14 protein-coding genes are annotated in these 18,459 nt (G+C 57.7%); 5 read left to right on the plus strand and 9 right to left on the minus strand.

The window, feature by feature from the left end:
• Window positions 1-242: 242 nt before the first annotated feature.
• A complete protein-coding gene (gene pitA, locus MKZ79_RS20005) occupies window positions 243-1,745 on the plus strand; it encodes an inorganic phosphate transporter PitA (protein WP_336144371.1) in 1,503 nt (500 codons plus the stop codon).
• A gap of 54 nt (window positions 1,746-1,799) precedes the next feature.
• Here pitA and uspB read toward each other — a convergent pair whose 3' ends face one another.
• Window positions 1,800-2,135: a universal stress protein UspB gene (gene uspB / locus MKZ79_RS20010; protein ID WP_336144372.1), complete on the minus strand. Its 336-nt coding sequence runs from the start codon at window positions 2,133-2,135 to the stop codon at window positions 1,800-1,802.
• Between the two features lie 351 nt (window positions 2,136-2,486).
• On the opposite strand from uspB, the gene uspA reads away from it, so the two are divergent.
• Entirely contained in the window at window positions 2,487-2,924 is a 438-nt protein-coding gene (gene uspA / locus MKZ79_RS20015) for a universal stress protein UspA (RefSeq protein ID WP_336144373.1), read from the plus strand.
• A gap of 79 nt (window positions 2,925-3,003) precedes the next feature.
• On the opposite strand, the gene rsmJ is transcribed toward uspA, so the two are convergent.
• A complete protein-coding gene (gene rsmJ / locus MKZ79_RS20020) occupies window positions 3,004-3,759 on the minus strand; it encodes a 16S rRNA (guanine(1516)-N(2))-methyltransferase RsmJ (RefSeq protein ID WP_336144374.1) in 756 nt (251 codons plus the stop codon).
• Window positions 3,756-5,804: an oligopeptidase A gene (prlC, locus tag MKZ79_RS20025; RefSeq protein WP_336144375.1), complete on the minus strand. Its 2,049-nt coding sequence runs from the start codon at window positions 5,802-5,804 to the stop codon at window positions 3,756-3,758. The genes rsmJ and prlC overlap by 4 nt, the downstream gene beginning before the upstream one ends.
• 183 nt (window positions 5,805-5,987) lie before the next feature.
• On the opposite strand from prlC, the gene MKZ79_RS20030 reads away from it, so the two are divergent.
• Together MKZ79_RS20030 and MKZ79_RS20035 are read left to right on the plus strand one after the other, a co-directional pair.
• The gene (locus tag MKZ79_RS20030) at window positions 5,988-6,800 is read left to right on the plus strand and encodes a CPBP family intramembrane glutamic endopeptidase (protein ID WP_336144376.1); all 813 of its coding nucleotides are present in this window, start codon (window positions 5,988-5,990) and stop codon (window positions 6,798-6,800) included.
• A gap of 91 nt (window positions 6,801-6,891) precedes the next feature.
• Entirely contained in the window at window positions 6,892-7,734 is an 843-nt protein-coding gene (locus MKZ79_RS20035) for a 23S rRNA (adenine(2030)-N(6))-methyltransferase RlmJ (protein ID WP_336144377.1), read from the plus strand.
• Between the two features lie 44 nt (window positions 7,735-7,778).
• Here MKZ79_RS20035 and rnz read toward each other — a convergent pair whose 3' ends face one another.
• Window positions 7,779-8,693, minus strand: a complete 915-nt coding sequence (gene rnz, locus MKZ79_RS20040; protein WP_336144378.1) for a ribonuclease Z — start codon at window positions 8,691-8,693, stop codon at window positions 7,779-7,781.
• Window positions 8,694-8,871: 178 nt separating this feature from the next.
• On the opposite strand from rnz, the gene gorA reads away from it, so the two are divergent.
• Window positions 8,872-10,224, plus strand: coding sequence for a glutathione-disulfide reductase (gene gorA, locus MKZ79_RS20045; protein ID WP_336144379.1), 1,353 nt, complete (start codon window positions 8,872-8,874; stop codon window positions 10,222-10,224).
• Between the two features lie 226 nt (window positions 10,225-10,450).
• Here the strand turns inward: gorA and MKZ79_RS20050 are convergent, their stop codons facing one another.
• The 5 genes from MKZ79_RS20050 to murB form a co-directional block, all read right to left on the minus strand.
• Window positions 10,451-12,607, minus strand: a complete 2,157-nt coding sequence (locus MKZ79_RS20050) for a hypothetical protein (protein ID WP_336144380.1) — start codon at window positions 12,605-12,607, stop codon at window positions 10,451-10,453.
• Between the two features lie 224 nt (window positions 12,608-12,831).
• On the minus strand, window positions 12,832-15,000 hold the full coding sequence (locus MKZ79_RS20055) for a TonB-dependent siderophore receptor (protein ID WP_336144381.1): 2,169 nt from the start codon (window positions 14,998-15,000) through the stop codon (window positions 12,832-12,834).
• Between the two features lie 267 nt (window positions 15,001-15,267).
• On the minus strand, window positions 15,268-15,837 hold the full coding sequence (locus tag MKZ79_RS20060) for an antibiotic biosynthesis monooxygenase (protein ID WP_336144382.1): 570 nt from the start codon (window positions 15,835-15,837) through the stop codon (window positions 15,268-15,270).
• A 353-nt stretch (window positions 15,838-16,190) separates the two neighbouring features.
• The gene (gene birA / locus MKZ79_RS20065) at window positions 16,191-17,156 is read right to left on the minus strand and encodes a bifunctional biotin--[acetyl-CoA-carboxylase] ligase/biotin operon repressor BirA (RefSeq protein ID WP_336144383.1); all 966 of its coding nucleotides are present in this window, start codon (window positions 17,154-17,156) and stop codon (window positions 16,191-16,193) included.
• A complete protein-coding gene (gene murB, locus MKZ79_RS20070) occupies window positions 17,153-18,190 on the minus strand; it encodes a UDP-N-acetylmuramate dehydrogenase (RefSeq protein ID WP_336144384.1) in 1,038 nt (345 codons plus the stop codon). The genes birA and murB overlap by 4 nt, the downstream gene beginning before the upstream one ends.
• Window positions 18,191-18,459 lie beyond the last annotated feature (269 nt).

The following is an 18,459-nucleotide window of genomic DNA, read 5'->3' on the forward strand; positions in this document are numbered from 1 at the left end:
GCTCTCCGGCCCGCTGCTCTAAAAAAACGCTGATTGTAATGACAAGGGACGCTTCCTGCCAGCGTCACAAAAGCGTCATGTTGGCCCCGCTTTATAACTGGATGATTTTTATACGCTTCAGGGCCATTATTTGCCCCAGCTGACGCATTAATGTCAAAAAAAGTCTATATTTCACTTTCCCCGGGCGCCGTTTCTCGCTGATAATGCGCCGCGTTCATGTCCTCCAAAATGGCGTAACGCTTATGCTACATCTGTTTGCTGGTCTTGATTACCATACCGGCCTGTTACTCGTCCTTGCCCTGCTTTTTGTTTTGTTCTACGAAGCTATCAACGGCTTCCACGACACGGCAAATGCGGTGGCTACCGTTATCTATACCCGAGCAATGCGATCGCAACTGGCGGTGGTGATGGCCGGCGTATTTAACTTCTTCGGCGTACTGCTGGGCGGGCTAAGCGTTGCTTACGCCATTGTCCATCTGCTACCCACCGATCTGCTGCTCAACGTCGGTTCGGCTCACGGTCTGGCCATGGTCTTTTCCATGCTGCTGGCCGCTATCATCTGGAATCTGGGCACCTGGTATTTCGGTCTGCCTGCTTCCAGCTCCCATACCCTCATCGGGGCCATTATCGGCATCGGCCTGACCAACGCGCTGCTGACCGGCACGTCGGTGGTGGAAGCGCTGAATATCCCGAAAATGATCGGCATTTTTCTGTCGCTGGTTATTTCACCAATTGTCGGCCTGGTGCTGGCTGGCGGCCTGGTGTTTATCCTGCGTCGCTTCTGGAGCGGCAATAAAAAACGTCGCCGCATCCATATGACGCCGGCAGAACGCGAAAAGATCGACGGCAAGAAGAAGCCGCCGTTCTGGACGCGTATCGCTCTGATCGTGTCGGCTATCGGCGTCAGCTACTCGCACGGCGCTAACGATGGTCAGAAAGGCATCGGTCTGATTATGCTGGTGCTGATTGGCGTGGCGCCTGCGGGCTTTATCGTCAATATGAATGCTTCCGGTTACGACATCACGCGCACGCGCGATTCGGTCAATCATCTGGAGCAGTACTATCAGCAGCATCCCGCTTCTCTGGCGGAGATGGTGCAGTTGACGCCGCCCGCGCTGCCAACGCCGGAAGAGAACCCGGGCAGCCCGAAAGAGTTTCACTGCGACGCTTCACGTGTGATGCCCGCTATCGAACGGACTCAGGGCCTGCTGAACAATCTGCAAAGCTACGATGCGCTCAGCGTTGAGCAGCGCAGCCAGCTGCGTCGCCTGCTGATGTGCATCTCCGATACCGCGGACAAAACGGCCAAGCTGAAGAGCGTACCTGCCGAAGATCAGCGTTTCCTCGGCAAGCTGAAGGGCGATATGCTCAACACCGTTGAGTACGCGCCGGTCTGGATCATTATCGCCGTTGCTCTGGCGCTGTCGCTGGGCACGATGGTGGGCTGGCGCCGTGTCGCCACCACCATCGGCGAGAAGATCGGTAAAAAAGGCATGACCTATGCTCAGGGAATGTCCGCGCAGATGACCGCTGCAGTATCTATCGGCGTAGCCAGCTACACCGGGATGCCGGTGTCGACCACGCACGTGCTCTCCTCTTCCGTGGCCGGCACCATGCTGGTAGACGGCGGCGGCGTGCAGGGCAAGACGATCAAGAATATCCTGCTGGCCTGGGTCTTTACCCTGCCGGTGTCGATCGTCCTGTCGGGCGTGCTCTACTGGCTGGCGCTGAAGCTGGTGCACTAAGCCGGCAGCGAAAACGCTATCAGGGCGGGGAATTTTCCCCGCCTTTTTTTTCGCCTAATGCCAGATAAGCAGGCCGATCAGGCTGATAAAAACCAGTCCACACAGCGAGCTGGTCAGCAGGAACTGACCACGCACCCGCTCACAGCGCCGAATAAATTCTTCGTCATGATGGTCGCGATAGCGCTGCAGCCAGATGTAGCGCACCAGCCGCACCTGTTTCCCCGGCTGCCCGTGCGAGGTAAAAAAGCCCGCGCCGTCGACATACTGATAGAGCAAAGGATCGCAGCCACGAAGGACTACCAGTAAAGCACGCAGGGAAGAGAAATAGCGCGCCATATTCACCAGACAAACCACGCAAAGCGCCCAAAAAAGTGCAATCGTGCTAATCATGCTCCCCTCCACGACGAGACTCTGCCAGCCTGCGCAGAGTTAAGCCAACCCCAGGCTGCGATAGCGACAAGGCGCCGCTCAGCGTTTTTATTCTCTTCAGTTTAGGAGATGAGGTGAATTTTTTACCAGCGCCGCAACCGCCAGGATAAAAAACAGCGCGAAACGCATGTTGATCTCGCTCGCAAAGGTGAGGCGCTGGTCGGGATTTGTTAACAATTTTCGCTATACTAAGGTGATAATAAAGGCGCTATGTCAGGCGCTGAAAACCCTGCCACATCGCATTAATTCAATGTGTTATGATGCCAGACTGCCTGCGAATACGCAGCCGCACCGAATGGAAGGAGTAGCGTTATGTCTTACAAACACATTCTGATTGCCGTGGATCTTTCACCAGAAAGCAAACTGCTGGTCGCTAAAGCGGTTTCGATGGCTCGCCCTTACGACGCTAAAGTGTCGCTGATCCACGTTGACGTTAATTACTCCGATCTTTATACCGGCCTGATCGACGTTAACCTCGGCGATATGCAAAAAAGGATTTCCGAAGAAACCCACACCGCGCTTTCCGATATTTCCGCCAGCGCGGGCTATCCGATCGCCGAAACCCTCAGCGGCAGCGGCGACCTGGGTCAGGTGCTGGTGGACGCCATCAAGCGCTATGATGTGGATCTGGTGGTCTGCGGCCATCATCAGGATTTCTGGAGCAAGCTGATGTCCTCCGCTCGTCAGCTGATCAATACCGTGCATATCGATATGCTGATCGTGCCGCTGCGCGACGAAGAAGAGAACTAACTGCCCGGGCTTTCCGCGGGCCATAAAAAAGCCGCTTCGCCAGTCTGGCGCAAGCGGCTTTTTACCGTCCGATGATACGTTACTGCGCGTTCAGCGGCGGATAGATATCAAACCGATGACTTTTGGTCACTACCGCAGATTGCGTAACCACGCCAGCCAGCGGCGGCGCGTAATCGGGACGTTTTACCACCACGCGCTTTTTCGCCAGACGCCTCGCAGGCTCCAGCAGCCCGTCTGCATCATCGTCCGCGCCCACCAGCGACTGAAACACCCGCATCTCTTTTTTGACCAGCGCGCTTTTCTGCCGGTGCGGATACATGGGATCGAGATAGACCACATCGGGCTTATCGCTGATGGCCGTGAGCGCCTCCAGGCTGGAAGCGTGCAGTAGCGTCAGCCGCGCCTGCAGCCAGCCGCCGATTTCCGCGTCGCGATAGCCGCGCTGCAGGCCATCGTCCAGCAGCGCCGCGACCACCGGATGTCGCTCCAGCATCTGCACGCGGCAGCCCAGCGAGGCCAGCACAAAGGCGTCGCGTCCCAGGCCCGCCGTGGCGTCGACAACGGCAGGCAGATAGTCGCCTTTGATGCCGACCGCCTTCGCTACGGCTTCGCCGCGGCCGCCGCCAAAGCGCCGACGATGCGCCATCGCGCCCTCGACGAAATCCACAAAAATACCGCCCAGCTTCGGCTCGTCTCGCTTGCGCAGCTCCAGACGCTCCGCCGTCATCACCAGCGCCATCGGCGCTTCTTCGTCGTGCTCCAGCCGCCAGCGCGCGGCCAAAAGAGATAAGGCGCCGTCTCCGGCGCCCGCTTCATCGACTAAACAGATCTTCACGCAGCCTGTTCCTGGATGCCATAGTGCGCCAGCATCGCGTCCAGCTGCGGCTCGCGACCGCGGAAGCGTTTGAACAGCGCCATCGGCTCTTCGGAACCGCCGCGCGTCAGGATATTGTCCAGGAATGACTGGCCCGTCTCGCGATTGAAGATCCCCTCTTCTTCGAAGCGCGAATAAGCATCCGCCGCCAGCACGTCCGCCCACAGATAGCTGTAGTAGCCCGCCGCGTAACCGCCCGCAAAGATATGGCTGAAGGCGTGCGGGAAGCGTCCCCATGACGGGCTCGGCACCACGGCCACCAGCTTTTTAATCTCTTTCAGCATCTCCAGGATCTGCGCGCCTTTGGCCGGATCGAACTCGGCGTGCAGGCGGAAATCGAACAGGCCGAACTCCAGCTGACGCAGGATAAACAGCGCAGCCTGATAGTTTTTCGCCGCCAGCATTTTATCCAGCAGCGCCTGAGGCAGCGGCTCGCCGGTTTCATAGTGGCCGGAGATAAAGGCCAGCGCTTCCGGCTCCCAGCACCAGTTTTCCATAAACTGGCTTGGCAGCTCAACCGCGTCCCACGGCACGCCGTTGATACCGGAAACCCCCGGCGTTTCGATGCGGGTCAGCATATGGTGCAGGCCATGACCGAACTCGTGGAACAGCGTAGTCACTTCGTCATGGGTGAACAGCGCGGGCTTGCCGTTCAGCGGACGGTTGAAGTTGCAGGTGAGATAGGCGACCGGCTTCTGCAGCGAGCCGTCGGCGCGGCGCATCTGGCCGACGCAATCGTCCATCCACGCGCCGCCGCGTTTGTTTTCACGCGCGTAGAGATCCAGATAGAAGCTGCCGCGCAGCTCGCCGCTTTCGTCAAACAGATCGAAGAAGCGCACGTCCGGATGGTAGACATCCACATCTTTGCGCTCTTTGGCGGTAATGCCGTAAATGCGTTTCACCACTTCGAACAGGCCGTTGACCGCGCGCTCTTCCGGGAAGTAAGGGCGCAGCTGCTCGTCGCTGATGGCGTAGAGATGCTGCTTCTGCTTTTCGCCGTAGTAAGTCAGATCCCACGGATTCAGCTCGTCAATGCCGTGCTCTTTTTTGGCGAAGGCGCGCAGCTGCTCCAGCTCTTTTTCCGCCTGCGGACGGGCGCGCTTAGCCAGATCGGTCAGGAAGTCGGTAACCTGCGCCGGGTTTTCGGCCATTTTGGTCGCCAGGGATTTTTCGGCATAGGAAGAGAAGCCCAGCAGCTGAGCCAGCTCGTGACGCAGCGCCAGCGTTTCCGCCATCACTTCGCTGTTATCCCATTTGCCGGCGTTCGGCCCCTGATCGGAAGCGCGAGTGGAGTAAGCGCGGTACATCTCTTCACGCAGCGCCTGGTTGTCGCAGTAGGTCATTACCGGCAGATAGCTTGGAATATCCAGCGTCAGCAGCCAGCCCTCTTGCTCTTTGGCTTCCGCCTGCGCTTTGGCGGCGGCCAGCGCGCTCTCCGGCATGCCCGCCAGCTCGCTTTCGTCGGTAATCAGCTTGCTCCAGCCCATCGTGGCGTCAAGCACGTTGTTGCTGTAGGTCGAACCCAGCTCGGAAAGGCGCGCGGCGATTTCGCCATAGCGTTTCTGCTTCTCTTTAGAGAGGCCGATACCGGAAAGCTCGAAGTCGCGCAGCGCGTTATCCACCGCTTTCTTCTGCGGCTCGCTAAGCTGGGCGTAGCTGTTCTCTTTCAGGTTGCGGTACGCCTGGTAAAGTCCTTCGTGCTGGCCGACCCAGGTGCTGTATTCGGAGAGCAGCGGCAGCGTCTGCTCATAGGCCTGACGCAGCTCCGGGCTGTTTTTTACCGAGTTAAGATGGCTGACCGGCGAGAAGAGACGGCTCAGGCGATCGTCAGCTTCCGAAAGCGGCTGCACCAGGTTTTCCCAGCTGTAAGGCGCGCCCTGGGCGACAGCCTTTTCAACGGCCGCGCGGCAATCCGCCAGCGCGGCGGTAACAGCCGGCACCACGTGCTCTGGCTCAATAGCGGAAAAAGGGGGAAGCGTAAAAGAAGTCAGCAACGGATTGGTCATAGCGCAGTCCTTGTTATCGATGTATGAGGCGCGTTGCCGCGCGCGATTAAGCTAACATGAGGCTAAGTGTAGCGAAAATCAATGGGGCAACGGCGAGCGCCGAAAAGGGAATTGCCTGCAAAGCGCGGCGGGAGCATACTTTTGCCGCGATTTATTTTATTGCTTAACAGGGAGCGTCTTTTTATGTGGTACTGCCTTGCCGCATCGTTGTTCTTTCTGCCTTTTTACCGCCGCGTCGCGCTGAGTCTGCTGGCCGTCTCGCTGCTGCTGGCCATCAGTAATCATACTTTGCAGCTGCCGGCGATTGCGGCGCTGGCGGCGACAGGCGCTGTGGCGATCTTCTGTTGGCGACGGCAGGGCGCGCTGACCGTAGCGGCGGAAGCTTTTCTGGTCTGCATTGCGGCGGCGCTGGCGCTGCATCTGCTGCCGGGTTTCCAGAATCTGGCGATAGCTTCCGGGGTCAAAGCCGGGCCGGAGAGCGCGCCCTTCTCTTTCTGTTACAACTTCGATAAGGCGCTAATCCCTTTCGTCCTGCTGGGCGCGCTGCCGACGCTGCTGAAGCGCCAGGCCGCGCCGCCCGCCAATCGCCTCTGGTGGCTGGTGCTGCTGCTTTCCATCCCGCTGCTGCTGCTGGCGGCGACGCTGGCTGGCGGCCTGCGCGTGGAGTCGCATCATCCCGCGTGGCTCGGCTCTTTTATGCTGGCTAATCTGTTTTTTGTCTCGCTGGCGGAGGAGACGCTGTTTCGCGGCTGGCTGCAGCAGCGCCTGAGCCAGCGACTCGGCAATCTTTGGGGACTGGCGATTGCCGCCGTGCTGTTCGGCCTGGCGCATTTCGCTGGCGGCGCGCTGCTGGTCTGTTTCGCCATGCTGGCCGGCGTGATTTACGGTCTGGCCTGGCTGTGGAGCGGACGCGTTTGGATCTCCACGCTGTTTCACTTCGCCTTTAACCTGATGCATCTGCTGTTTTTTACTTATCCCTTCTGGCAAGCCGTATAGCGCATTTTTTCCGCCGGAGCGTTATACTAGGCCGAACTCGTGCCGTTCAGGCGGCACACTTGCTTTTCTCCCACCGGACAGATCCCACGACATGCTGAGTTATCGCCACAGTTTTCACGCCGGCAACCACGCCGATGTTCTCAAACACACCGTTCAGAGCCTGATTATCGAAGCGCTCAACGAGAAAGATAAACCTTACCTCTATCTCGATACCCATGCGGGCGCCGGGCGCTATCAGCTGAGCGGCGAGCATGCCGAACGTACCGGCGAGTATCTGGAAGGGATCGCTCGTATCTGGCAGCAGGACGACGCGCCGGCGGAGCTGGAAAGCTATCTCTCCTGCGTCAGAGCGCTGAATCCCAACGGCAAGCTGCGCTACTATCCCGGCTCGCCGCTGATTGCCCGTCATCTGCTGCGTCCCTACGACAAGCTGAACCTGACCGAGCTGCATCCGAGCGATTTTCCGCTGCTGCGTAACGAGTTCTCGAAGGACGATCGCGCGCGCACGGAAAAAGCCGACGGTTATCAGCAGCTGAAAGCCAAACTGCCGCCGCTGTCGCGTCGCGGACTGGTACTGATCGATCCGCCTTATGAGATCAAGAGCGACTATCAGGCGGTGGTAAAAGGCATTCAGGAAGGCTACAAGCGCTTTGGTACCGGCGTCTTCGCACTCTGGTATCCGGTGGTACTGCGCCAGCAGATCAAGCGCATGGTAGCCGACCTGGAAGCCACCGGCATCCGCCGCATTCTGCAGATTGAACTGGCGGTACGTCCGGACAGCGATCAGCGCGGTATGACCGCTTCCGGCATGATCGTCATTAATCCGCCGTGGAAACTGGAGCAGCAGATGAACAACGTGCTGCCGTGGCTGCACAAGCAGCTGGTGCCCGCAGGTACCGGCCATACCAAAGTCAGCTGGATCGTGCCGGAGTAATCGCGCCGGTCGGATGCTCTGTCCGACCGACTCACCAGCGGCGGCTACAGCGGAAACAGCGCGAAATCGTGGGCCATTTCCGTAGCGGGAAAGATTTCCCGGCACTCCGCCAGCAGCCGCTCCGTATCCTCACGCAGGTAGCGCGAGCTGAGGTGCGTGATAATCAGTTTTTTCGCTCCCGCCGCTTTCGCCATTGTCGCCGCCTGCACCGTAGACGAGTGTCCGCGGCTGTTGGCTTTCTCCTCCATGGCGGCTTCCAGCGTCGCTTCATGCACGACAACGTCGGCATTGGCGGCCAGCGCCTGCGCCGCCGCCGTCGGCGCGGTATCGCCAAATATCGCCAGCGTCAGCCCTTTGAGCGCCGGGCCGAGATAGTCGCGACCGTTCACTACCCGGCCATCCTCCATCGTGACCGTTTTCCCCTGCTTCAACTGCTGAAAAAGTCGGCCTGGCCTGACGCCGTCCGCCAGCAGCCGCTCCGCGTCCAGCGCGCCCGGCTTGTCATGTTCCTCGATACGAAACCCGTAGCATTCCACCGGATGGGTCAGTGGATAAGCCGTAACGCGAAAGTGTTCGTCGCTGAAAACTTCGCCCGCGCCAATTTCCACAATCTCCAGCGGGAAGGTCAGCCAGGAACCGCTCAGGCTGAGCGACATCTCGACAAAGGTTTTAATGCCCGGCGGCCCATAGAGCGTGATGCCGTCGCTGATGCCGTTCATCGAGCGGCTGGTCAGCAAGCCCGGCAGGCCGAAGATATGGTCGCCGTGAAGATGAGTAATAAAGATTTTTTCCAGTTTGCCCGGTTTCGTCGCGCTGCGCATAATCTGGTGCTGAGTGCCTTCGCCGCAGTCAAACAGCCAGCTGCCGCTGCGCACGCCCTGCAGGTTTAAAGCGATGCTGGTGACGTTGCGCTGGCGGCTGGGCGTGCCAGCGCCGGTACCTAAAAAAAGCAGTTCCATTTCGTCTCTCTTTTGCCGATATAGCCGCTAAAAATAGCGACGTTAATCACGTTTAGCGCCGATTATGACCGATTTTAACGCGCCCGCCCTATCACAATCATAGACGCAAACTTTGCGGCATTTAGCCGACTGGCGTTACACTAGGCGCAGTTTATTTGACACTTATGGAACTCTTTCGATGACCAGACATTATGACTACCTTGCTATCGGCGGCGGCAGCGGCGGCATCGCTTCCATTAATCGCGCGGCTATGTATGGCCAGAAATGCGCGCTGATCGAGGCGAAAGACCTCGGCGGCACCTGTGTGAACGTTGGCTGCGTGCCGAAAAAAGTGATGTGGCATGCGGCGCAGATCGCCGAGGCTATCCACCAGTACGGCCCTGACTACGGCTTTAACACCACCGTCAACAGCTTTGACTGGGCGACGCTGGTTAAGAACCGTAGCGCCTATATCGATCGTATCCATACCTCGTACGACAACGTGCTGGGTAAAAACAATGTCGATGTTATCAAAGGGTTCGCTCGTTTTGTCGACGCGCATACGGTTGAAGTGAACGGCGAGAAGATCACTGCAGATCATATTCTGATCGCGACCGGTGGTCGTCCGAGCCATCCGTCCATTCCAGGCGCGGAATACGGTATCGACTCCGACGGTTTCTTCGATCTGGACGCGCTGCCAAAACGCACCGCCGTAGTTGGCGCTGGCTATATTGCCGTTGAGATCGCTGGCGTGGTGAACGCGCTGGGTTCCGAAACGCACCTGTTCGTGCGTAAGCACGCGCCGCTGCGCACCTTCGATCCGCTGATCGTGGATACGCTGGTGGAAGTGATGAATGCGGAAGGCCCAACGCTGCATACCGAATCGATTCCGAAAGCGGTGATTAAAAATGCCGACGGCAGCCTGACGCTGCAGTTGGAAAACGGCAAAGAGCAGACCGTGGATTGCCTGGTGTGGGCGATTGGCCGTGAGCCGGAAACCGATAATCTGAACCTGAGCGTCACCGGCGTTGAGCTGAACGAGAAAGGCTATATTCAGGTTGATAAGTATCAGAATACCAACGTGAAAGGTATTTACGCCGTCGGCGACAACACCGGCGCGGTTGAGCTGACGCCTGTTGCCGTCGCGGCGGGACGTCGTCTGTCCGAGCGCCTGTTTAACAACAAGCCGGACGAGCATCTGGACTACAGCAACGTGCCGACCGTGGTCTTCAGCCATCCGCCAATCGGCACCGTTGGCCTGAGCGAGCCGGAAGCGCGCGAAAAATATGGCGATGAGGAAGTGAAAGTGTACAAATCCGCTTTCACCGCCATGTATACCGCCGTGACGCAGCATCGCCAGCCGTGCCGCATGAAGCTGGTTTGCGTGGGCAAAGATGAGAAGATCGTCGGCATTCATGGCATCGGCTACGGTATGGACGAAATGCTGCAGGGCTTCGCGGTGGCGCTGAAAATGGGCGCAACCAAGAAAGACTTCGACAACACCGTGGCTATTCACCCGACCGGCGCGGAAGAGTTTGTCACCATGCGCTAAGCGCGTGTCGCCTGAGAAAAGGGTCAGCTAGCGCTGGCCCTTTGAAGTTGGTGACAAGGTGCAGGCTCAGAGAGCCAGCGCCTTCCGTAAAGACGCAAAAAACGCCCTCCCTGGCAGCTCAGCACGGGCCGTCCATGGCCCGTGATGCTTTACTTCAGTCACTGGCTCTCATCGCCTCAGGTTTACCTGCCGTCTGAAAGGGTCAGCTATCGCTGGCCCTTTTTTATTACGCTTTCAACGGCATCGCCTTTAGCGAGCAGCCGTTGATAAAGCCTGGCAACGTATCCGCCGGCAGATAGCTCAGCTCACCGTGCTCCGCCTTCAGCAGCGCCTGAAACGACATGGCCGGAAAGCCGTTAAACACCATCGTCAACGCCATCGCCGGGCCGTCCTTCAGTTGCCGTTCCGCGACAATCGGCTGGCTCATGCGCCAGCGTCGCGCCAGTTCAGATTTGATCAGGTTCAGATGCCAGGCAGGGTTTTGCGCCTCCAGCGTCGGGTTATAGCGCCCATAGCGAATACGGTAGGCGCGCTGCCTTAGCGAACTCGCCTCGCGAGACTGCAGCTGTTTATCCAGGCTCACCTCGCAGCGCAACTGATAGCTGTGGGCAAAATAGGTTTTTCCATCAGGCTGGCTAAGCAGTGAAGTGATAAAGAAGTCGATCGCCAGCGTGTCGGTTTTGACGCGGCTTGCCGTCTCGTCAGCCGTATCCTGCCAGCGATCCGGCGCAACGCGGGTCAGTATCATCAGCGGCGCATCCTGGCTGCTGATACGGGCGATAATCGGCGGCAGGCTGATATAGCCGTTGGGCAAAGGGACGGGAACGCTTAAGACCTGCGGCGTCGGCGCTGGCGATGAGCCGTCCTGCGGCAGGCGCCAGAGCTTAATCAGCGGCGGACGCTTTGCCGGTTTGCCGTTCTCTATCCGCGGTAAATCCTCAGCCGACCATGCCAGACCAAGCAGCGCCGCGCCCTGCGCTTTTCCCAGCCGTACCGCTGACAGCGGCTCATCCGTTTCCGCCGCGTTTAACAGAAAGCGCTGGATTTCTCCCGTATGGCCGTTACCCAGTTGTTGCCGCGCTACCGCCACGCGCACGGCATAGTTTTCTCCGCTGTCATCACGCATAAACCGCCTGCCGTCTGGCGAAACCGCCACGCCGCGAGCAAACGCCAGCGCGTGCGTTACGCGACCGGCGTTATCCCGCTCCAGCAGCATATCGTGCGACAAAAAGCGGTACTGGTTATGGATGGAAGTCTGCGGGCCGCTAAGGGCGTAATCGCTCATGGGCCTGCGGTTTTCACTCTGTAAAAAGGCGTTCTGGGTGATTTTTACCGTGGTTTTATTGCTGCTCAGCACGCCGCGATGGGTCAGCGAAACCAGCGTTGGCGTGTCGTCAATCAGCGCGAACTTATTGATAGAGGCATCCGCGTCCAGCATACAAGCGTCAGGCGCGCCTGTCGGGCAGCCAGGGAAAGTCAGCTGATGGCTTGCCTTTTGCGTAGAAGCGATAGCAAAAGGGATTAAATGAACGCTGGTGTCGCTCAGCGTGCTGCGGGCCAGCGAAATCAGCGGCGGCAGCGGCTCGCCTTCCATCGTGCCAGTTAAAATGGGCGGCGTAGCTATCAGCGAGTTGGGGAAAGGTAGCGGAGTGACGCTGCCGCTCTCCGGCCTTGTTGCCAACACGCGCATTTTTACGCTGTTGCGCCGGAAGTAAAAGGTGCGGACGCCGAAATCCCTGCCCGGATCGCTGACGGTCGCCTGCGGCACGGCGCGGCCCACGATATAGTCATCGGCTTTTGCCGGCTGCGGATCGTACTCAAAATAAGTGGAGCTTCGTCTGCTGTGGAAAGAGCCTGCGCCGCCAAGCGTTACGCCCAGCAGCACCTCTTTGGCTTCGTGCTCGCACGCCGCATAGGCCGACAGCGGATCCTGAGAATTTCCCTGACGGTTGATCTGGCGACATAAACGGTAGGCGGACTGCTGCAGCTGGCTGTCGCAGTCCGCCTGGGTATAACCGTAAGTCGCGTAGCCGTGGCGGTAGCAAAGGTCGTGCATGACGCAGGCCTGGCGAAAGCGCAAAGCGATAGCGGAGCCGTCTTGCGCGGGCTTGAACGCGACCTTCGCCAGCAGCGCTGGAATAGAGCAGTTCAGTCCGGTGCCCTGGCCGCCTATTATCGCTTCGGTAGCCAGCGAAGCGCGGTAAGTAGTAAAGGTGGCGGGCGCTTCCGTCTCTTCCGGTTGCGCCAGATCGGGAAAGACCTTTTCGGCGGCCATGCCGCTGAATAAGCGGCAGGCGAGGAAAAAGACGACCAGCAAAAGTCCGCAGCCCGCCAGCACAGCGAGAAAACGACGAGAACCGATAAGCCTTACGATTTTTGCCATAGCTGGCGCCCCTTTTTGGCAGGTTTATCCGAAAATTTCCTGAGGATATTGAGGGCAGTATAGGCACGCTTATAGTTACGCGGAGAGGGCAACACAGGAGAAAAGAGAAATTCAAAATAAAAAACGAATGGGGCGGCCGCGTACGCGATTAACCACCAGCGGCGCCGGGAAATAACAGCCAGCCGAAGCTGGCTTAAATAAGGATTTCGTCGCTGTGACTGCCGTTAAAACGACAGCGTGACGCCCGCATAATAAGCGCGACCCGGTTCGTTGTAGGTCGAAGCGCCTTCATTTTCGCGATAGAGACGCTTGTCAAACAGGTTGCTGATGCCCGCTTTTAGCTGCACATCTTTCACTACCTGATAATTAGCGCCGATGCCGACAATGGAGTAAGCGCCAACTTCCTTATCAGAAAGCCCCGCTTTTTCCGTATTGATTTCCGCGTACTGGCGGGGTTTTTGCCTGCCGTAGAAAGTCCAGTTTAGATTGGTGGAAAGCTTATCGGTCAGCTGATAATCCAGCATAGTGTTAATGGTATATTCCGGAATAATCGACAGCGGATTGCCGGTATCTTTATTTTCCGAGGTGATCATATAGGTGGCATTGGTGCGCCAGTCCAGTTTGTCTTTAATCACCGGAATAGTCAGATTGCCTTCCAGCCCTTCCACCAGCGCTTTGCCGCCGTTTTCCCAGCGCAGCACGTTGTAATTGTCCGAAGTGCGGCCAATGACCTCCGTGCCCGAAACGATTTTATTTTTATAATCGTTGCGGAAATAAGTGACGCCAGCGGCATAGCCTTCGTTATTAAATTCCAGACCAATTTCTTTATTGATACTGATTTCCGGATCGAGGTCCGGATTGCCGATTAAATAACACTGGCTGGTAATGCCTATCGGACAACCGTTACCGCGCGTTTTCAGTAAATAACCGGAGGTTGACTGATAAAGGTTCGGCGCTTTAAATACGCGCGCGATACCCGCTTTCAGTTTGAAGTAGTCGCCCAGCGCCTGTGAGACGTTGAGGCTTGGGCTGAAGTTACCGCCAAATTTGCTGTGATAATCAAAACGCAGGCCAGGGATCAGGTTGGTGCCGACCACGGGCTCAATATTGTCTTCAAAATAGAGCGCGCTCAGCTCGGCGCTGTTTTTGGCGCTGCGATTATCGGTTATGCCGCTGCCTGTGCCGCCGTTAGTGCTGGTAGCGTGCATGGAAGCCGGATCGTTCAGCGCTTCGCGGTTCCATTCCCCGCCCAGCGTCAGCGTCTGTTCCAGCCATTTTTCCAGCGGAATAGTGAGTTCGCCGCTGGTACGGTAGTTCTGCAAACGGCTGGTATCGTAGGTGTCGCTGTCGATCATCCCTTCCACGCGGCCCGTTGTCCCTTCATGCAGGCGCGTGTTGTTGGTTTTCTCGTAGTAAAAACCGACTTTTGACTGGCCCCAATCCCAGACGCCGTTATGCGTTACCCCATAAGTCTGGCGATACATGCGGTTGGTTTCCTGACCGTAAAGCGACGGCACCAGCATGCTGATATTGCCGTTGCTGTGCTGCGTATCGCCTGCGTAGATATTACCCTGGCGGCTGTAGCCGAGATCGAAATCGACGATTTGCGTCGGGGTGACTTTCCATGAGAGCTGCGCGTTGACGTCTTTATTGCGGACGCCTTCACGACCGGCGGCGTAGCTGCCGTTTTGCGCCGTGTTGATATCATAAGCGTCGGCGTCGGTTTTATTGATATTGCCATATAGCCGCATAGTCAGCGCTTCGCCGGCCAACGGGCCGCTCAGGCTGAAGTTGGCGCGTTTAGTATCGCCTTCCTTGCTGTTTTCCGGCTGGTTGGTAAACAGCGACAGCGAACCGTGCCAGTCATTGGTCGGCCTTTTGGTAATGATATTGATCACGCCGCCCGCCGCGCCGGAGCCGTAGCGCGCCGCTGCCGGGCCACGCAGCACTTCTATCCTCTCTACCATTTCCGCCGGCACCCAGTTGCTGTCGCCGCGTGTGTCACGCTCGCCGCGCCAGCTGTAGCGCACCGAATTACGGGAGAGCGTCGGTACGCCGTCGATCAGGATCAGCGTGTTTTCCGGCCCCATGCCGCGAATATCGATCTGGCGATTGTTGCCGCGGCTGCCGGTGGCGCTGTTGCCGGTCAGATTGACGCCGGGCATTTTGCGGATGATATCGGAGAGGTCGTTGACCGGCGGATCTTTAGCGATATCCTCAGCGGTGATCACCGATACGCCCGGCTGCTGCTTCAGCTGTTCTTCGGCTGAACGCGTCACGACCATTTGCGCCTCGTCGTCCTTCAGTTCTTCTGCGGCCAAAGCGGGGCCGCTTAAAATACCTGCCAGCACTATCGCCAGCTTTTTGTACTGCAACGCAGTGGAGTCAACCATTGTAACCCATCCCTGAATGTGTCTGTTTGTTTCATTGAATGCGTATGATAACGATAATTGTTACCGTTTGCATAGTCCCTGCGTTCTTATCTCACTTGCAGCAGCAGCAAAAGGAAAACAAGCCGTGCGGAATGGCACGGCCTGAGGCGGGCGGTTTGAAATGGTTAACTGGCGCGATTGCCGTTTAAGGAGAACATCGGAGCGCCCGACTGTGGTACTCCTGTGCAAGCAGCCGCATCGATCGTCTGCTGGCCGCGTGACGGCTGATTATGATTGGGGCTTTGCTTGCGGGCTAAGCCAGTTTTTCAGCAGCCGCGTTATTGTCGGCATCCACAGATAGACCACCAGCGCGACAACGGTGGCGTCATTAAGCAGATGGCCCGGCAGCGTGCCTTTTAAACCCGGCAGCACCGTACTCCAGAACCAGGGAACCAGATTGGTGGAAGGGAAGATGACCGCCAGCGTGACCAGATACTGCTTCCAGCGCGCGGGCGCGGGACGCGCAGGCGTCGCCGGCGTAAACCAGAATGCCGCGCCGGGTCGCATTTCAATATGTTCCTGTCCGCTAAGCATTGCGGGTAATTCGGCGGTTCGCGCTTTACGTTCGTCCGACTGCAGCCAGCGCCAGAGGTTGTCCATATTGTCGAAGCGGATCAGCACGGTCCAGGTCAGCTCGCCGTGAGCCGGACGCAGGACGTTAACGCCAAGATGGCCGGGATAGCGCGCCGCCTGCGGCATAATGACGTCCAGCCAGCGTTCATAGTCAGCCTGCTTTCCCGCCAGGACGTTATGGGTGATCACCAGTGTGACGTGATGGAGTTGATTAGGCCAGTCCACGTTTCTCTCCTTTCGGTTTGCCGACCGCAGCCGGGGGATCGTAATGGCGGTTTGGGCGCCAGGATCAACAATAAGAGAGGAGCAGAAAGAGAGATAGCGGAAAATATTGGGTAATTCAGTGAGTTTTTTTAACTGCGCAATACTATGAATAACGCTCTGCGTCAGCCGGGTAAGCGCCAATAATAATTCAGCGATATCTTGTTAAAAACTTCGCTTCAGGAGCGGCTTGCGCTGTTCAAAGCCACCGGAGATCTGGCGGTTTACCCCCTTAAAGGCGCGCATTATGACGCGCGCCGCACGGCTTATTGGCAGTTGAACAAAGTTACGCTGGCTTGTGTACAGGCCTGAGAGGATTATTTATCCTGCGGTCGCAGTGAGATTTCGCCACCGACCCAGGATTTTCGCACGCCGTCCTGCTCCAGAATCAAACCGCCCTGCTGGTCGATGCCTCTGGCGATGCCGGCAATTTCTCTGTCGCCAATCAGCAGCTTCACCGGGCGATCCATAAAGTTATCCAGCCTGCTCCAGCGTTCGATAAACGGCGCCAGCCCTTCGCGCTCGAACAGCTGCAGCGACTCGCGCGTTTTATTGACCAGGCTGGCGGCAAGCGCATTCCGGTCAACGGTGACGCCGGCTTCCTGCAGATTGATCCACGCCTGATTGACCACGCTGGCATCCGGCGATCGCATCGCCAGATTGATGCCCGTGCCGATGACGATATTTGCCGCATCTCCGGCTTTACCCGTCAGTTCGACAAGGATGCCCGCGAGTTTGCGATCGTGCAGATAGAGATCGTTCGGCCATTTTACCCTGACGTCGCTGGCGCCCAGCGCCTGCAGGACTTCTGCCGTCACAATACCTATCACCAGACTCAGTCCCATCGCGGCCAGCGGCCCCTGTTCCAGACGCCAGTACATGGAGAGATAGAGGTTAGAGCCGAAAGGTGAAAACCACTGGCGGCCACGTCGACCGCGCCCGGCCAGCTGATATTCCGCTACGCAGGCGTCACCGGATTGCAGCGTGGCCATTCTGTCCAGCAGGTACTGGTTGGTGGAATCGATCACCGGGATCACCGCCAGCCTGCCCTGATCCAGCCGGGAAGCGATTATCTCTTCATTCAGCAGCTGCATTGGCCCCGACAGGCTGTAGCCTCTGCCGGTGACGGTAAAGACTTCAATTCCCCACTCTTTCAGCGTTTGCATATGCTTGTTGATAGCGGCGCGGCTCATGCCCAGCTGCTCGCCAAGCTGTTCGCCTGAGTGAAATTCGCCATCGGCCAGAATGGCGACAAGTTTTAACGGCACGGTCTGATCTTTCATGCAATCACTCCAACGGCATCCTGTTCGCCTTTCGCGCCAATAAAGCGCACCTCTGGCTCAAGCCAGACGTTGAATTTCTCTCCGACGCGCTGGCGAACCTCGTGCGCCAACGCCACAATATCGTCACTGGTCGCTCGATCTTTGTTGATCAAGACCAGCGCCTGCCGCTGATGCACCGCCGCGCCGCCTACGGCATACCCTTTAAGATCGCAGCGATCGATTAGCCAGCCCGCAGCCAGCTTAACGCCGCCGTCCGCCTGCGGATAGCGTGGCGCATCCGGCCATACCTCGGCGATAACTTTCGCCTGCTCTGCGGTAATAACCGGGTTTTTGAAAAAGCTACCGGCATTGCCGGTTTCTGCAGGATCGGGCAGCTTGCTGCGACGCATCTCGCAAACGGCATCGAAAACCTGTCGTGGCGTGACCGTTTCCGGCGCAAGCTGGTTTAAGTCGCCATAGCTCAGTATCGGCTGCCACTTTTTATTGAGGATCAGCCCTACCGCGACAATAGCGTAGCCATGCTGGTAGCGATGCTTGAAAATGCTGTCGCGGTAACCGAATTCGCAGGCCTGAGCAGTCAATCGCTCGATCTTACCGGTAGCCAAATGCATAACGTCTACGTATTCACAAACGTCTTTCAGCTCTACGCCATAAGCACCGATATTCTGGATAGGTGCCGACCCCGTACAGCCTGGGATCATCGCCATATTCTCCAGACCGGGCAGCGCGTTTTCCAGCGTGTACGTTACCAGCCGGTGCCAGTTTTCCCCGGCGCCAACATGCAGATGCCAGGCTTCCGCGCCTTCTTTTACCACTATGCCTTCGATGCGATTAACGATGGCTGTGCCCTGAAAGTCCTGTAAAAACAGGATATTGCTACCTTCGCCGATCAACAGTGCCGGCTGCTGCAGGCGCTGGCTTTCCTGCCAGGCAGTGCATAGCATTTCAGGCGTGGTCGCCACAACAAGGTTTTTGGCAAAGGCATCAAGATTAAAGGTGTTGAAAGGTTTTAAAGAGTGCTGCTGGCTGGACATGAGACGGCCTTAAGGAATTTAACTGCCGGTAGTTTACCCGATTCGGGCTGGAAGCGTGGAGGGAATTGTGGACGCAACAGAGCCGGACAACCCGGAAAGTCGTATGGAATTCGCCAAAACGGCGGCAATTTGAAGCAGAATTTCTGCCGCCCAAACGCAAAAAACCCCGACCGTGAGGTCGGGGTTATCGCAATTTGATGCCTGGCAGTTCCCTACTCTCGCATGGGGAGGCCCCACACTACCATCGGCGCTACGGCGTTTCACTTCTG

The sequence above is a fragment of the Erwinia sp. CGal63 genome, assembly GCF_037026505.1.
Lineage (GTDB): Bacteria > Pseudomonadota > Gammaproteobacteria > Enterobacterales > Enterobacteriaceae > Erwinia.

What these genes read in the sequence shown, in the direction of transcription:
- pitA (WP_336144371.1), top strand. Translation starts at nt 243, where the DNA reads ATGCTACATCTGTTTGCTGGTCTTGATTACCATACCGGCCTGTTACTC.
- uspB (WP_336144372.1), bottom strand. Translation starts at nt 2,135, where the DNA reads ATGATTAGCACGATTGCACTTTTTTGGGCGCTTTGCGTGGTTTGTCTG.
- uspA (WP_336144373.1), top strand. Translation starts at nt 2,487, where the DNA reads ATGTCTTACAAACACATTCTGATTGCCGTGGATCTTTCACCAGAAAGC.
- prlC (WP_336144375.1), bottom strand. Translation starts at nt 5,804, where the DNA reads ATGACCAATCCGTTGCTGACTTCTTTTACGCTTCCCCCTTTTTCCGCT.
- MKZ79_RS20030 (WP_336144376.1), top strand. Translation starts at nt 5,988, where the DNA reads ATGTGGTACTGCCTTGCCGCATCGTTGTTCTTTCTGCCTTTTTACCGC.
- MKZ79_RS20035 (WP_336144377.1), top strand. Translation starts at nt 6,892, where the DNA reads ATGCTGAGTTATCGCCACAGTTTTCACGCCGGCAACCACGCCGATGTT.
- rnz (WP_336144378.1), bottom strand. Translation starts at nt 8,693, where the DNA reads ATGGAACTGCTTTTTTTAGGTACCGGCGCTGGCACGCCCAGCCGCCAG.
- gorA (WP_336144379.1), top strand. Translation starts at nt 8,872, where the DNA reads ATGACCAGACATTATGACTACCTTGCTATCGGCGGCGGCAGCGGCGGC.
- MKZ79_RS20050 (WP_336144380.1), bottom strand. Translation starts at nt 12,607, where the DNA reads ATGGCAAAAATCGTAAGGCTTATCGGTTCTCGTCGTTTTCTCGCTGTG.
- MKZ79_RS20055 (WP_336144381.1), bottom strand. Translation starts at nt 15,000, where the DNA reads ATGGTTGACTCCACTGCGTTGCAGTACAAAAAGCTGGCGATAGTGCTG.
- birA (WP_336144383.1), bottom strand. Translation starts at nt 17,156, where the DNA reads ATGAAAGATCAGACCGTGCCGTTAAAACTTGTCGCCATTCTGGCCGAT.
- murB (WP_336144384.1), bottom strand. Translation starts at nt 18,190, where the DNA reads ATGTCCAGCCAGCAGCACTCTTTAAAACCTTTCAACACCTTTAATCTT.